General features: G+C 46.1%; 10 protein-coding genes. 7 read left to right on the forward strand and 3 right to left on the reverse strand.

Going from position 1 to position 15,802, the window contains the following annotated elements; translation table 11 throughout:
• Positions 1-509: 509 nt before the first annotated feature.
• Positions 510-4,808: a glycoside hydrolase family 2 TIM barrel-domain containing protein gene (locus tag K6G33_RS07530; RefSeq protein WP_296777914.1), complete on the reverse strand. Its 4,299-nt coding sequence runs from the start codon at positions 4,806-4,808 to the stop codon at positions 510-512.
• 241 nt (positions 4,809-5,049) lie between these two features.
• Positions 5,050-5,745 carry a GTP pyrophosphokinase family protein gene (locus K6G33_RS07535; RefSeq protein WP_173450135.1) on the reverse strand — a complete coding sequence of 232 codons (696 nt, stop codon included), beginning with the start codon at positions 5,743-5,745 and terminating at the stop codon, positions 5,050-5,052.
• A gap of 154 nt (positions 5,746-5,899) precedes the next feature.
• Here K6G33_RS07535 and K6G33_RS07540 point away from each other — a divergent pair, with 154 nt between their 5' ends.
• From K6G33_RS07540 to K6G33_RS07570, 7 genes are all read left to right on the forward strand, one after another.
• The gene (locus K6G33_RS07540) at positions 5,900-6,535 is read left to right on the forward strand and encodes a GyrI-like domain-containing protein (RefSeq protein WP_296777916.1); all 636 of its coding nucleotides are present in this window, start codon (positions 5,900-5,902) and stop codon (positions 6,533-6,535) included.
• A 77-nt stretch (positions 6,536-6,612) separates the two neighbouring features.
• The gene (locus K6G33_RS07545) at positions 6,613-7,479 is read left to right on the forward strand and encodes an AraC family transcriptional regulator (RefSeq protein WP_296777919.1); all 867 of its coding nucleotides are present in this window, start codon (positions 6,613-6,615) and stop codon (positions 7,477-7,479) included.
• 168 nt (positions 7,480-7,647) lie between these two features.
• Positions 7,648-8,538, forward strand: a complete 891-nt coding sequence (locus K6G33_RS07550; RefSeq protein WP_296777920.1) for a leucine-rich repeat domain-containing protein — start codon at positions 7,648-7,650, stop codon at positions 8,536-8,538.
• 189 nt (positions 8,539-8,727) lie between these two features.
• Positions 8,728-9,474 (forward strand): MerR family transcriptional regulator, encoded by a 747-nt coding sequence (locus tag K6G33_RS07555; protein ID WP_296777923.1) that lies wholly within the window; start codon positions 8,728-8,730, stop codon positions 9,472-9,474.
• A 374-nt stretch (positions 9,475-9,848) separates the two neighbouring features.
• Positions 9,849-12,578: a cellulose 1,4-beta-cellobiosidase gene (locus K6G33_RS07560; protein ID WP_296777926.1), complete on the forward strand. Its 2,730-nt coding sequence runs from the start codon at positions 9,849-9,851 to the stop codon at positions 12,576-12,578.
• A 257-nt stretch (positions 12,579-12,835) separates the two neighbouring features.
• Complete coding sequence (locus K6G33_RS07565; RefSeq protein WP_296777928.1) at positions 12,836-13,627, forward strand: class I SAM-dependent methyltransferase; 792 nt, start codon at positions 12,836-12,838, stop codon at positions 13,625-13,627.
• A gap of 53 nt (positions 13,628-13,680) precedes the next feature.
• The gene (locus K6G33_RS07570; protein ID WP_296777931.1) at positions 13,681-14,142 is read left to right on the forward strand and encodes a GNAT family N-acetyltransferase; all 462 of its coding nucleotides are present in this window, start codon (positions 13,681-13,683) and stop codon (positions 14,140-14,142) included.
• A gap of 64 nt (positions 14,143-14,206) precedes the next feature.
• Here the strand turns inward: K6G33_RS07570 and K6G33_RS07575 are convergent, their stop codons facing one another.
• On the reverse strand, positions 14,207-15,796 hold the full coding sequence (locus K6G33_RS07575; protein ID WP_296777932.1) for a DUF1653 domain-containing protein: 1,590 nt from the start codon (positions 15,794-15,796) through the stop codon (positions 14,207-14,209).
• Positions 15,797-15,802 lie beyond the last annotated feature (6 nt).

Consider the following 15,802-nt stretch of genomic DNA (forward strand, 5'->3'; position numbering starts at 1 on the left):
CTGTTCACAGCAGAAAATACAATAATTTCCCTATGCGTCCGCTTAACTGGAAATCTCCTTCTGATTACATCAAAGCTTTCCTCGAATACGGTCAAGTTTTTTGATTTAATTTGTCTCGCATCATTGACAAACCAACAAAAAATTTAATTTTATGTCTGTAATGATATAAAAGTGTACAGGTTTAAGCACGGTGCTTATACAGAAGTTTTTACGTGAGATATTGAGGCACTCCCTTTTAAGAAGATCTTCTCTGTATATTTCAAGAACGTTATTTCATTTTTTCTTATGATAAAGCCTGTTAATAAACTGCCCTTTGTATTAAACTACAAAGGGGCTTTATCATAGAAAATCAGCTAAAAGTCTTTGGAAGGGGGCAAACCGCGGTCATGGGAACCTTTCCTCAGAAAGGTTCCCATGACAAATTTGTGTAAAGTTTCTGTATGAGTACCCCGTTTAGTGCATGTACGCTTTTATCTTAGTATTCATCAATGAAATTTAAAGCTATCGGATCACGAATTCGGATCAAGCGATTTAATTTTGCCGAGAAGGAATTCCTGTATGCGGAGAGCGTCGTTTGCAGTTACTCCCTTTAATGAGGTATCAACATCGCCGTTAAGGAGTCCTATATCGGTGATATGGTGTTCGTCTGTGCCGTTGATGCCGTACTTATTGGGATTTGCAAGGCTTTGCATGATGATGACAACGTCAGCCATATCAACATCGGCATCGCAGTTAGCGTCGCCGTACATTGTTGGCTCCTGAGGTTCCTCAGGTTCTGCCTCGGCAATGTTGTCGAAGTCGAGCCAGAGCTGTACGTACTTGCTGTCGGGAGCGTATGCGGCGGAAGCAGTATTCTGTGATGCAAGCTCTGATGCTGTGAGAGCCTTGCTGTATACTCTCATCTCATAGAACTGAGCCTGTGAATTTCTGCCTGTTTCGGGGCAAGCTCCAAGTGTCAGCGGATAATCCGAATGAGCAACGCCTGCTGTTGTGCCTGTAGCTTTTTCACCGACGAAGCTTCCGTCAAGATATATCTTGAGCATATTGTTCTCAGCGTCATAGACAGCTGCCACCTGATGCATTTTGCCTAACCAGTCTGAACCGATCGAAGCTGTTGCGCCTCGCCATTCTCCGTCTGCATAGATGAAGAAGTGGAGAACTGAAGGTTCAGCTCTGAGACCGAATGCGTAGTCGCCTTTACTTATGAACATATTGAACTGCTGGCTGCCTGTAGGGATAAGGTTAGCTTCAACAGTGAAGGAGTTCTTTCCTTCAAGAGAGGATTCAAGTTTGCTGCATGAAGGGATATTTACCGAACCTGTAATATAGTTGCCAGAAGCAGAAGAGCCGAGCTTAGCAGAAGAACCTACAGGAACCGTGAGAGAATTGCTGCTCTTGTCCTGGATAACAGTTCCGTTTGAGCGGAGTTTAGCAGCGAGATCGGTCTTGTCCTTGCTGCTGCTTGATGAAGCAACGGGGATTATGGTATACGACCAGTTGTACTGACGGTTTGACGGCAGGCGATACTGTTCGAGAGTACCCTGTCCGCAGGTGCCGCTGCCTGTTCCCATTGAACCATAGTCAACACTGAGGATAGTCTCGCTTCTTGGTTTGAGCTTGTAAGGGTGATCTGCTCCCTGTAGATCCTCAGGAGTAAAGTGGAGCGCACTTGCTTCGACAGTACCTTCGGAAGCAATGAGGAGACCTGATTTTTTATTTGTGTCGCTTACTGATATCCACTTGACATCGGTAAGATTTCCGCAGTCATCGGATTTCAGGAAAGGATAGAACATATCGGATACCGTGCTTTCCCAGACACCCGATCTGCCGTTGGTCTTACGGTCGTTGAATGTCTCGACCGGGCCGTTTCCGTACCAGCTGAGCTGTTCTGCTCCATCAGGGAGCTTCATAAGTGAGCCTACACGGATAAAGTTTCCGAGACCAGCACCGACTGCGTTAACGTTGAATTCTACCTTAACGCTTCCGTCACAGTGTATGGTATATGTGATATCGACCTTTGCATTGCCTGCGTTCGGAAGAGTGAGGTGAGAAATGACTATCTGATCGCCGCTTTCGCCCTCTTTGACATCTATGGAGTCACATTTTGAACCGTTCATTGCCTTGCGCCACTTTGAATCGAATGTGCCGTTTGAGCCCCAGCCCGTATCGTTTTCAACATTGCCGCGCCAGAAATTAGGTGCGGGACCGTCCTTGATGAGCAGTTCGCCGTTGTAAGCGTAAGAGCTCATAAGACCTGTTGACTTGCTGATTGAGAAGTTGAATCCGCTTCCTGTAGGAACATAGAAATCGGGAGTATCGATCACAGTAACGCTGCTGCTGCCCGTATCATACTTAACGACCTTGCCTGTTGAAGTGAGCTTGATCTGTCCGTAGGCTATCTCTGAGCCAGCGGGAAGGACATCTGTACCTTTCTTAGTAGTAACAGACATATCAAGGCAGAATTCATCGCCTGCAAGAGCATTTTTAGGCATCTTGAACGGTACCTTGACTGTATTCTTTGAGAGGGGAGCGCATGAAGCATCAGTGATGGTTCCGCCGTCAATTTCGATACCGTTTTTCAGAAGCTTCCATGACAGGTTGTAGCTGCTGAGATCGACGAAATTGTTTTCGTTGTATACGCTTACAAGCTGATCGTTGAGCTGAGCAGAATCAGCGGAGAACCAGAAGCTCTGGTACTGGTATTTTACTTCGGCAAGCTCGGGCTGCGGAGTTCTGTCAGGTTTGATAAGACCGTTCTCGCAGAAGCTGTTATCATTGGGGTAATCGCCCCAGTCGCCGCCGTAGCCGTAATATTTGCCCTTTGCTTCATCTTTGTAAAGGTTTTGTTTTGCGTATGATTCTGAGTAGTAATCCCAGCCGCCGTTAGGAACAGCAACAGCTCTTGACTGGTCGACCCAGTCCCAGATGAAGCCGCCCAGCATATTCTCGCCTCTGCGGATAACGTCCCAGTATTCCTTGAGAGCGCCGACAGAATTGCCCATAGCGTGATCGTATTCGCACATTACATAAGGTATCTTTCCCTTGCCTGCGTTACTTCCGATAGCGTTGGAGCCGGGATACATATTGCTTCCCATATCAACGCCCATGCCGCTGCCCTGACCTTCACTGTGTACAGGACGGGTGGAGTCATTGTTCTTGAAGTACCATATCATATCGCGGAACATACCGCCTGCATCGGTCGGTGTTCCGGTATAGCCCATTTCGTTGCCTATCGACCATGCGATAATGGAAGGATTGTTTTTCAGGCGCTTGAAGGCAGTTTCTGTTCTGTCCATAGCGAGTTCGTAGAACAGTGCCTTTGTGTTATTGTTTTTACCGTCCTGAAGCGCATGGCACTCCATATTTGTCTCGCCCATAACGTACATACCGTACTTGTTTGCGAGCCAGTAGAGATACGAGTCGTTGCTGTAATGAGAGGTTCTTATCGCGTTGACGTTATTTTTCTTCATAAGGGAGATGTCTTCGAGGATAGTTTCCTGAGGGACAGCCTTTCCATAGAACGGGTCGGTGTCGTGACGGTTAACGCCTTTGAGGAGGAGGCGCTTGCCGTTGATAGTGATAGGCTGCCAGCTGCTTGTGGTAACTCTGTAAGAGTTGTCAACAGCTGTACGTGTGAAACCTATCTCGCGGAATCCGAGCTGAGATGAGAGGATCTCCTGCTCGTTGCCCTTGTCATCGAGGAGTTTGAGAACGAGAGCATATATATTAGGTGTTTCAGCCGACCATAGCTTTGGTGATTTTACGTTAGTCTTGATGGTGAACTCGCCGTTTTTGCCCGCCGAGAGTTCGCTGAGCTTTACGGAAGCGCCGCTGAGGATATTATTACCTGCTTCGTCGTAAGCTTCAGCAGCGACGCTCCAGCCGTTTCTCACATTACCTGAGAGGTTGCGGATATCAAGATCGATCTGGAGAGCGGCATTGGTGTAACTGTCATCGAGGTCTGTCGTTACTTTATAGTCTCTTATCTGCATTTCGGGAGCACTTACGAGGAAAACATCGCGGAAGATACCGCCGTCATAGATCATATCCTGATCCTCGAACCATGTTCCGTCGCAGAACTTGTGGACTTCAACGGCGAGTGTATTCTCACCGTCTTTGAGAAGGTCGGTAATGTCGAAGCGGTGAGGGCTGAATGTGTCCTCGCTGTAGCCCACTGCTGAGCCGTTGACATAGACGTAGTAAGCTGATTCAACGCCGTCGAACTCTATGTATACACGTCTGCCTGACTGACGCATGGTACTGTCGACAGTGAATTTCTTGCGGTAAAGACCTACGGGGTTATAGTTTGTGGGAGCCTGCGGAGCAGGTACGTAGCTGTCGTACTTTGACTGCCACGGCTGATTGATGTTGGTATAGATCGAGTGATCGAATCCCTGAGCAGTCCAGCTCTTTGGGAGCTGAACGGTTTTCCAGCCATGATCGGCAGAGGGCTGAAAATCGGTCTTGAAGCAGCCTGCATTGATGTGTGACTGAGCATCGGTGGAGTTCTGAACAACTACCAGATCCCAGTTTTCGTCTTTTCCTGTCAGCATCTGGAGATATTCGGAATCCGAACGTGCATTGTAGTCCCATACAGCATTCACAGCTGCCTCGGTGCTGTGGAATGGTACAGGGTTGCAGGAAGCGGCTTCGCGGTTTACCGCAAAAACGTCCTCCGCACCGTTTTTGCCTGTCCACTCATTGCCTGTAAACTGAGCGGCGGCAACTTTGGCAGTGTTGGGGATAGTCGTTCCCATGGACATAGCTGCTGTCATAACGGCAATAGCTGTTGAAACAAATCGTTTCATAAGTATTCCTCCTTTTTTTATTATTCCCCTAATATTTTTGCTTTGACAATTAATGCTGGTTATTGTACTTTGTTTATAATAATCGTTCGTTAATCGTCATCTTATATGTATAATATAACATATTAATCGTGCGATTGCAACAATATTTTTAAATATAGTGAAAATTTTATATGAATCAGTAAATTCTGTGCGCTTTTTTACCAAAAAGGACCACTCTCATATCATGAGAGTGGTCCTGCGGTCAGTCACTTTCTATTATATTTTTGATATCCTGCATACGGCTGTCCCATTCAGCGCTTTGATCCGCACATTTTTTCAGATCATCTGTAAGCAGATCAAGCTTATACGGGGGGAGGTCTTTTTTGTAGCGGAGCTTATGTTCGAGGCTTGCCCAGAAGTCCATGGCAATAGTTCTCAGCTGTACCTCTGCCTTCACGAGCCTTTTTTCGTTTTCTAGGAAAATAGGGACTTCTACAATAAGATGCAGGCTTCTGTAGCCGTTGGGCTTGGGATCTTTGATATAGTCCTTTTTCTCGATGAGGAAGATGTCGTCCTGCTTCAGAAAGCAGTCGGCAAGACGATAGATGTCCTGCACGAATGAGCATACAACGCGGATACCTGCGATGTCGCTTATATTCTTTTCGATAGCTTCCACATTTCGCGGGATATGCTTTGTTATGATCTTGCGGAATATACTTCCGTAGCTTTTTATTCTTGACTGTATGAACTCAATGGGGTTGCTCTCGCCGTTTATTGAGAACTGCTCATTGAGTACGCGGAATTTAGTCTCGATCTCCATTATAGCGCACTTGTAGTACGTGAAAAACTGCTGCATGGGGATCATATTGTTTTCGACGGAGCGAAGGAACTCTGTTTCTGTCATTTCTGTCTCGGAGAGTTCCATTATATTATGAATTACATCGTTCTGAGTGTTCATATATTCATTTCCTCACTAACGGATATGTGATATCTAACATTATAACATTAAAGTGCCGAAAGGTCAATCGCTTCCGAGAAGTTTCATTTGTTTGACACAGAATCGGCAGTATGTTATACTTAATGAGATAATATATCCTGAAAGGAGCAGCGTAATGGCATTCGATTACAAAAAAGAGTACAAGGAATTCTACCTGCCGAAAAGCAAGCCTGAAATAGTGACAGTCCCGCCAATGGTGTTCGTTGCAGTCCGCGGAAGCGGCGACCCCAATGAGGAGGACGGCGAATATAAAAAGGCTATCGAGGTATTGTACGGTATTTCCTACACATTAAAAATGAGCAAAAAGACCGATCACCGCATTGAAGGCTGGTTTGACTACGTTGTTCCGCCGCTGGAGGGCTTCTGGAAGCAGGAAGGCACAGTCGGGATAGACTACAGCCGCAAGAGCGATCTCAAATGGACGGCAGTGATAAGGCTTCCTGAATTTGTCACGAAAGCTGACTTTGACTGGGCTGTTGAGCAGGCTTCGGCAAAGAAAAAGCTTGACTGCTCGAAGGCTGAGTACCTGACATATGAGGAAGGTCTGTGCGTTCAGTGTATGCATATCGGCTCCTATGACGATGAGCCGGCAACAGTTGAGCTTATAGACGGATATGCGCAGGAAATGGGCTTTGATACAGATATAACAGATGAGCGTCCCCATCACGAGATATACCTGTCCGACCCGCGCAGGACTGCTCCCGAAAAGCTGAAAACTGTCATACGCCACCCTGTCAGGAAACGCACCTGACATGAGAAAGCATAAAAAGTCGGGAAAACAATGCCGCTGTATGGTAGAATAAGATCACACCAAGAGGAGGAATGACTATGAACTGGGCTGAGAGCATACAGAACGCTATCGACTACATCGAGGAGAATATAACCGAGGAGCTGAGATATGATGATATTGCTGCGCGCGCGGCTTGCTCGGGGTTCTATTTTCAGCGTATCTTCGGAGCGCTCTGCGGTATGACTCTCGGGGAATATATCCGATGCAGGCGGCTGTCGCTTGCAGGCTGCGAACTTGCATCGTCAGGGCAAAAGGTCATAGATACAGCAATGAAGTACGGCTACAATTCGCCTGATAGCTTCACACGCGCTTTTACAGCATTTCACGGTGTCACACCGTCTGAGGCAAGGCAGAAAAAAGCAGTGCTCAGGTCGTTTTCTCCTCTCAGGGTACAACTTATTCTGAAAGGCGGTAATACTATGGATTACAAGATCATCGAAAAAGAAGCATTTACAGTTCTGGAAAAGGTAGAGCAGCATACGGTAGCGTATAAGCAGAACCTTAACACTATTCCCGAATTCTGGGGCAGAGCATACAAGGAAGGCATCATTGAGACATTGCTGAAAAACGCATCAGACAACAGCTATGTTTTCGGTATATGCTACGGCAGCGGTCATAAAGATGTTGAGCATTTTGATTACAGCATCGCAGTGAAATGCGATACTGATACAGTTGCACCCGAGGGATATCGCGTGAACACTATCCCTGCAAGAAAATGGGTGGTATCCGAGTGTACAGGTCCTATGCCCGACGCTATACAGCAGCTCTGGCATGAGATATGCTCGGATTTCTTCCCCACATCAGGCTATAAACCGACTTATGAATTCGATATCGAAGCTTACCCCGTAGGTGATATGACTTCAGCGGATTACAAGAGTCAGATATGGATACCAATTGAGAAATAAAAATGCGTGTTACTGTTAAAAGAATGACGAGCAGTGCCTTGAAAAAGGCACTGCTATTTGTGTTTTTTGACAAAAATGTTTATCGGCAGGAAAAATACTTGACATATTACAGCAGATGTGCTAAACTAATGATGTCGCAACAGAAACACTATGATGAGAATTATTATAATGAAATTTACTATTAAATCAAAAAAGATCATATCATCTGTTATGGCATTAACTATGTTGACAGCTGCTACAGCTGCTGCTGACACAAGCTTTGTCAAGAACATTTTACCAACAAACACACTTACTGCTGATGCAGCTGTTTCAGGCGACTGGTATTACGAAGTTATTGATGGATGCAGATGCAAGGTAACAGGCTATAAGGGTACAAGCACAACTGTACATATCCCTGTGTCTATCGCAAACCACACTGTTGTTGCTATCGGCAGAAATACAAGAAACGGACAGAATATCGGCGCATTCGAGAACAATAATACTATCAAGAATGTATATATCCCAAGAGGCATCGGCGAGGTACCTGCTGATGCATTCAGAAACTGCTGCTCACTCAAGTCAGTAGTTGTTCCTGAGGCTCTTAACCGCATCGGTACGTATGCTTTCGAGAACTGCTCAAACCTTGAGTCTGTAACAGGTTTCACAAACCTCCACTACATTGATGAAGGCGCTTTCAAGAACAGCGGTATCAAGTCATTCCAGAACTATTCAAGCTTTGCTACAGGAGACCACTTCATCGGTATCAAGGCATTTCAGAACTGCCACAGCCTTTCTACAGTAAAGCTCTACGGCGACTGGTCTATTTCCCGCGAGGCATTCGACGGCTGCACAAGCCTTTACAATATCGAGTATTCCAGTATGGCAACTATTGACAGTGCTTTCGGTACAGGTGCATTCAAGGGTGCATCAACCCTTACATACCTCAACGGTGCACAGATCTTTGCATATAAGGCTGGACAGAAGTACATTTTCCAGAAGTATGTACCATATGTAGGCAGATATGCTTGGAAGCTCCGTGAAGACAATGTAAAGCTCTATATGGACTATTTAAACGGCTGATTATAGGCATACTATAAATAAAGCATCAACGCACTTCGCATATGCGGAGTGCGTTTTTCTAATATCCTTGTGCAGTTCCTACATTTTGCGTAAGTCATTTTTGTGCAGTCATACAAAGATGAAGAATGGCACTTGACCCTTACGCAGCGTCATGGTCTATACTGATATCACACGAGAGGAGGGTTACATATGATGACAGTAAAACAGGTCAGTGAACTTACGGGAGTGAGTATACGCACTCTCAGATACTACGACAGCATAGGGCTTCTGAAGCCTTCGGAGCACACCGATGCAGGCTACAGACTGTATGACGATACAGACCTTGAAAAGCTTCAGCAGATAATGCTTTTTCGGGAGCTTGAATTCCCGCTGAAAGACATTGTCGGTATCATAAACAGTCCTGACTTTGACAGAGAAAAGGCGCTGGAGCAGCAAATAGAGCTGCTTGAACTGAAAAGGCAGCACCTTGATGATCTTATAACCTTCGCTCGGGGAATAAAACTTTTAGGAGTGAATTACATTATGAATAAGAGCAGAAATGATTTTTCGGTATTTGACAAGAGCAAGCTTGAAGACTATACCAGACGCGCAAAGGAACAGTGGGAAAACACTTCTGAGTATAAAGAGTATGTCGATAAAGCGAGCAGGCGAACAGAGAAAGAAGATGAGCGGCTTGCACAGCTGACAATGGAGCTTTTTACACAGTTCGGCGCAATGCGTGACCGTGACCCGTCAGACGGTGAGGTGCAGGAGCAGGTGAAGAAATTGCAGAAATTCTTCTGCGAGAACTTCTACAACTGCACCAATGAGATCCTCAGCGGTCTCGGAAAGATGTATGCAGGCGGGGGAGAGTTCACGGAGAATATCGACAAGGCAGGCGGAGCAGGAACTGCGGAGTTCGTGAATAGGGCGATAGAGGTTTACTGCGGTAAATGAGCCTGCAAACGCGAATATTTGAATAAAACGGAGCATAATTGCTCCGTTTTTGTTTTGTAGAAGCGGCGTTCCGCCGCCAGTTATTCCCTTTGTAAATAAAAAACAATGTGCAGGGGCGAACATTGGTCGTCCGAAAAAGCATTTTTCGTCGCCCACATACGCACTGCATGGTTGACGGCTAAAAAGGATATGACATATCGTTTCATAGTTTATTAACTTTTACTGCATTATTTTATATATCAGCATCAAATGTGCACAAAAAAGTAGGAAAAAGATACAATAAATCATTGCTGAATTATTAATGAGATGTTATAATACTATGGATAGGGACACTATGTCCGAAATCGTGAAATAAATATACAGGGGGAATCTTAATGAAAACAGGATTCAAAAAAATCGCTGCGGCGGCTGCCTCTCTCACAGTTGCCCTTACATCGAACCTCACTGCAGGCATGAACCTGACTGCTGATGCTGCTTACGGAGTAGGCGGCAACAGCTCGGCTATCATGGAGTACCTTGACCGCGGCGTTTACGCTATCAAGTCGGGAAACGGTATGTTTGTCAGCTGGCGATTCAATGCCAATGACAAGGATGACGCAGAGTTCCGGCTCTTCCGCGACGACCAGCTCATCTACACCAGCAAGGCGGGCGAGGCTACCAATTACTGGGATGCAAGCGGCAATTCAAGCTCAAAGTACCGCGTTGACACTATCGTGAACGGCAATGTTGTAGGCTCTGAGGACTGCCGCTTCACATCGGGTACGAACTACTTTGATATACCGCTTGATGTTCCTAAGGGCGGCAGCATCAACGGCATTTCTTACACATACTCTCCTAACGACTGCTGCGCAGGCGACGTTGACGGCGATGGACAGTATGAGATATTCGTAAAATGGGATCCTTCCAACTCGCAGGATAACTCAAAGGCAGGCGCGGAGTTCTTCACAGGAAATGTCTACATAGACTGCTATACCCTTTACGGCAAGAAGCTCTGGCGTATCGACTTAGGCAGAAATATCCGTGCAGGACAGCACTATACACAAATGGCAGTTGCGGACTTCGACTGCGACGGCAAGGCTGAGCTTGTAACAAAGACCTGCGACGGAACTGTTGACGGCAAGGGAAAAGTCATAGGCGACGGCAATGCAAACTATGTTGACGGCGGCGGAACTGTTCTCAAAGGTCCTGAGTATATGACTCTCTTCGAGGGTGCAACAGGTGCAGCTCTTGATACTATTGAATTTCCTGTTCTCAGAGGCGATGCAACAAGCGCAAATGCCAAGAAGACATGGGGCGACAACTACGGAAACCGCTGTGAGCGCTACAACTGCGCTATAGCTTATCTTGACGGAGTTCATCCTTCTGTTGTCTACGGCAGAGGATATTATACAAGACTCACACTTTCCGCTGTTGACGTTAAGGACGGCAAGCTTGTAAAGAAGTGGATATATGATACGGGCTTTAACAAGAACGACCCCGCTTACGGCTGTGGAAACCACAACGTAATGGTTGCGGACTTCGATAATGACGGCAGACAGGAAGTGTGCATGGGCGCAAGCTGCTTCGACGATAACGGAAAACTTCTCTGGTCTACAAAACAGATGCACGGAGATGCTATGCACATTGGAGACCTTGATCCAAACCGAGAGGGTATAGAGGTCTTTATCTGCCATGAGGACGGAAAATACGGTATCTCTCTTGTTGACGGTAAGAACGGAAGTATCATCTGGCACTACGACGGTGACAAGGACACAGGTCGATGCTGTGCTGACAATATCGTTGCAGGCAACAGCGGTGCTGAATTCTGGGGCTCAAGACCTGCTAACGCGGTATTCGACGTTTCAGGTAAGCAAATAGGCAATAAATGGCCTGCTACAAACTTCCTTATCTACTGGGACGGCGATCTGGAGCGTGAGCTTCTTGACAACATCTATATTACAGACGGTGCGGCAATAAACAATTATCCGACAATTTTCACAGCAACAGGCTGTGCTTCAAATAACGGAACAAAGGCAGTTCCTTGTCTTACAGCTGATCTCTTTGGCGACTGGCGTGAGGAGCTCGTTCTCAGAACTGAGGACAACACAAAGCTCCGCGTATGGTGTACAAATACCGAGACCAAGTACCGCATAACAACTCTCATGCACGATATGCAGTACCGTATGCAGTGCGGCTGTCAGCAGTCCGCTTACAATCAGCCTCCGCACACAAGCTTCTATCTCGGCACAGAGGCGGAGCTTCCTGCAAGACCTAACGTTAAGCTGAACAATACATCTCCAGAGCCTGTGAACGGCAAGCTGGTCAAGAACTTCCTCGTTAAGGACAGTGCAAATTCAGGCGCATGGAGCCTTAAAGAGTCCAACACTGTCGGCGGAGCTATCTACGGCGACAGAGACTTCACATACACAGAGCTTGCGTCAGAGCTTCAGAACTGCGAGTACATTATGACTGCCTGCAACTCAAAGAATACAGACAGTGATCTTGCTGAGTTCACAACAGCTGACAAGGCTGAAGTATACGTGCTTGTTGACACAAGAGAAGAAGCAGCAGGACTTGTTCCGTCATGGCTCAGCGGCTACACAAGAACAGAGCTTACTGCTAAGTCCAGCAATGACGTTGATTTTGTGGCATACAAGAAGGAATTTGAAGCAGGACAGAAGGTAGTTCTCGGCACAAACGGAATGACGGGAAATGTTATCAACTACACAGTATTCCTGAAAGCTCCCGAGGTTGTAACAACTACAACGACAACAACGACTACCACCACAACAACTACAACAACAACTACTACAACCACCACTACCACTTCTGCTACGACAACTACAACAGTTACAACTGCTCCAAGCGAGCCTACAGTAACTTTGTGGGGAGACGCAAACTGCGACGGCGGAGTTGACATGGCAGACGTTGTTATCATCATGCAGAGTCTTGCAAATCCTAACAGATACGGCTTAAACGGAACAGACGAGAACTGCATCAAGGCTCAGGGATCATACAATGCGGACGTTGACACAAGCATTAAGGGCATCACAGCAAACGATGCTCTCCGTATACAGGAGTTCCTCCTCGGTAAAGTAAGCAGTCTTGATCCAAATGCAGATTGATCTCACTTGAAAATTGCATAGAAATAATACAAGCCCGTGAGAGTGATATAAGCTCTCACGGGCTTTTTCTGTTTACGCGTAAAGATTTGTTAATAAAACGAAAACTTTTAATTATCCATTGACAAAACAACTCAAAACTGATATGATAAATTATAAGTTGTTGAATCCGTAAGTTAAATAGAAATTACGGAGATGGGGAGCCGCTTTGAGAGCGGCATTGATGTGATGTATTTCAAAATCAAAGAGGTGATTAAATAATGGAGATCGCAAGGAATGATATTGACGGCGGAAAAGCCTTCGATTGGGGTAGAACATCGGCTGTTTATGCGAAATACCGCGACATTTACCCGCGAGAGATGTATGAACAGCTCATTAAGCTCGGTATCGGAGTGAAGGGTCAGAGGGTACTCGACCTTGGTACGGGCACAGGTGTTATCCCGCGGAATATGTACAGGTACGGAGCTGAATGGACAGGTGTTGATATCTCGGAAAAACAGATCGCACAGGCAAGGCTCCTTGCCAAAAACAATAACATGGATATAACGTTCCTTATTTCGCCTGTGGAGGACATTGATATGTCACAGGGCGGATTTGATGTAATTACTGCCTGCCAGTGTTTCTGGTATTTTGACCACAATAAGCTTGTACCAAAGCTGCATGATATGCTGAAAGACGACGGAAAACTTGCTGTGATACAAATGGGCTGGCTGCCTGACGAGGACAGGATAGCAGGGCTCAGTGAGAAGCTTGTGCTTGAATACAGCCCTGAATGGACGGGAGCAGGCTGGACGCGTCAGCCAGTGTATATTTCCAATGAGGTACTTGAATATTTTGACATTGAAGAGCGTGTTGGCTTTGATATAAAACTGCCGTTTACAAGAGAAAGCTGGAACGGCAGAATGAAGTCGTGCAGAGGTATCGGAGCATCACTGTCTGATTCGGAGATCGCTGCATGGGAACGTGAGCATCGTGCTCTGCTTATACTCACAGCTCCCGAGGAGTTTGAGATCCTGCATCATGTTGCAATAGCTGTGCTAAAAAAGAAGTAAACCGAAAACGGTCCGCAGTGACCGTTTTCTTTTACGGGAGGGAGAGTATACCAATGAAGATCTGTAAGATAGGTGCAGACGAGTTTGAAGCGGTAAAAAGTATCACTCATTGCACAATAAAAGAAATATATCCGCATTACTACCCGAAAGGAGCAGTTGATTTCTTCCTGAAGCATCACTCTGATGAGAATATACTGCGTGATATAAACGGCGGCAGTGTTTATCTGCTTAAAGATGAAAATGACGCAGCCTGCGGAACTGTCACAGTTGACAAAAATCATATCACACGGCTGTTTGTACTGCCCGAGTGTCAGGGCAGGGGATACGGCGGCGAGCTTATACGCTTTGCGGAGGAGCTTATAGCAAATAACTATGATCATATCGAGATAGACGCATCATTTTCTGCAAAGTCCATATACCTCGGAAAAGGCTACAGTTTTGTTGAATATAACAGTATAGCCACTGACAACGGGGACTTCCTGTGCTATGATGTGATGAAAAAAGAACTCAGATAAAGAAGCGCCGATAAATGTATCGGCGCTGAATTATTATTTATTGTTTTCCGGTTTTTCGATCTGTTCAGTCAAGCTTTGTAAATCGCCTGGCTTCACCAGCTCTTCCTACGAACATGGACTTCGGCCGAGCCCATACTTCACCGTCCTTCAATGACTTGTATACAACAAGTTCTTCCATAGTTTCGCTGTGACGAGCAACTGCGAGGAGCTCGTACTCATTGCCCTTGAAGTGGCGGTATTTAGCACCGACTTCTATCTCTGTCTCCTTGTCGGCTTCAATTTCCTTTGCTTCGGGCTCTGTATTGACGATATCGTCCGCAACGATTATCATTGCGGCATACGGAGTCATGCGGATATGAACATTTCCGTTTTCCACAGGTATCGGAGAAGCAGTGAATACATCGACCAGACCTGAGAGGTGTGTTCTGAAGTTGAGATCGTATTCATAATCACCCAGATTGAGAGCAACATAAACAGTCTGTTCGCCGAGAGTTTTCTTGAACAGTATCTGCTGATTAGTTATAACTATGCGCTCGTAGGTGCCTGTTCTGAGAGCTGGATAAGCGCGGTATATCCGACCGAGCTTTACGATGTGCTTGTAAAGCGAGAGGTTGCCGTGATCGAGAAGATCATTCAGGTGAAGACACGGACGCAGATTGTCGTCGGAGTTGTTTTCCTTCCTGCCCTCGATGCCGAATTCGCTTCCGTAGTAAATTGAAGGGATACCTGGCATAGTGTACATCAAGGTGTATACCAGCGGCAGGTGAGCATTATTGTGGAGAGTAGTTGCAAGACGGTTTACATCGTGGTTGTCCACAAAGTTATAAAGAGCTATATTGCGGTAGATGCCTCCGTTAGCACCGGACTGGCGGTTGATGGAGTAATCTATTTCAAAGTAGTTCTTGTCATTGTGTGAGGACCACAGACCCTTATAGCATTCGTAGTTAGTAACGCTGTCCAGCATCTCGGGATTAGCCCAGCGGTTGTAGTCGCCGTGGATAATCTCGCCCATGAGCCAGAAGTCAGGCTTTTTGCCCTTGCAAAAGCTTCTTATCCTCTTGAAGAAATCGAAGTCGATGCAGTCGGCAGCATCAAAGCGTATTCCGTCAATATCGAAGGATTCGATCCAGTAATTTATAGCATCAATGAGATGATCGCAAACTCCCACATTGCGGAGGTTGAGCTTAACGAGATTATAGTGACCGTTCCAGCCCTCATACCAGAAGGGATCTCCGCAGGGGCTCGGGCCGCCGAAATTGAGATTCTGGAACCAGCCGCAGTACTGCGAGGACTGTCCGTTTTTCTGAACATCGACGAACTGCGGGAATTTTCTTCCTACGTGGTTGAAAACTCCGTCGAGTATAACTCTTATTCCATTCTCATGAAGTCTGTCACAGATATAGCGGAAAGAATTGTTATCACCAAGTCGCCTGTCTATCTTTTTATAGTCGATGGTGTCGTAGCCGTGTTCAACGGACTCGAAAACAGGTCCGAAATAAACAGCGTCAACGTTCATTTCCTTCAGATGAGGTATCCATTCAAGTACCTTGTCAAGACGGTAAATAACATCTTCACTGCCATCGTTGAACTTTGGCGCACCGCAGAAGCCGAGCGGATAAATGTGATAGATTATGGCGTTATCATACCAGTTCATAATAAA

Source organism: Ruminococcus sp., assembly GCF_024691275.1.
GTDB lineage: Bacteria > Bacillota > Clostridia > Oscillospirales > Ruminococcaceae > Ruminococcus.

Coding starts and splice junctions, on each gene's coding strand:
- K6G33_RS07530 (WP_296777914.1), bottom strand. CDS start 4,808: ATGAAACGATTTGTTTCAACAGCTATTGCCGTTATGACAGCAGCTATG.
- K6G33_RS07535 (WP_173450135.1), bottom strand. CDS start 5,745: ATGAACACTCAGAACGATGTAATTCATAATATAATGGAACTCTCCGAG.
- K6G33_RS07540 (WP_296777916.1), top strand. CDS start 5,900: ATGGCATTCGATTACAAAAAAGAGTACAAGGAATTCTACCTGCCGAAA.
- K6G33_RS07545 (WP_296777919.1), top strand. CDS start 6,613: ATGAACTGGGCTGAGAGCATACAGAACGCTATCGACTACATCGAGGAG.
- K6G33_RS07550 (WP_296777920.1), top strand. CDS start 7,648: ATGAAATTTACTATTAAATCAAAAAAGATCATATCATCTGTTATGGCA.
- K6G33_RS07555 (WP_296777923.1), top strand. CDS start 8,728: ATGATGACAGTAAAACAGGTCAGTGAACTTACGGGAGTGAGTATACGC.
- K6G33_RS07560 (WP_296777926.1), top strand. CDS start 9,849: ATGAAAACAGGATTCAAAAAAATCGCTGCGGCGGCTGCCTCTCTCACA.
- K6G33_RS07565 (WP_296777928.1), top strand. CDS start 12,836: ATGGAGATCGCAAGGAATGATATTGACGGCGGAAAAGCCTTCGATTGG.
- K6G33_RS07570 (WP_296777931.1), top strand. CDS start 13,681: ATGAAGATCTGTAAGATAGGTGCAGACGAGTTTGAAGCGGTAAAAAGT.
- K6G33_RS07575 (WP_296777932.1), bottom strand. CDS start 15,796: ATGAACTGGTATGATAACGCCATAATCTATCACATTTATCCGCTCGGC.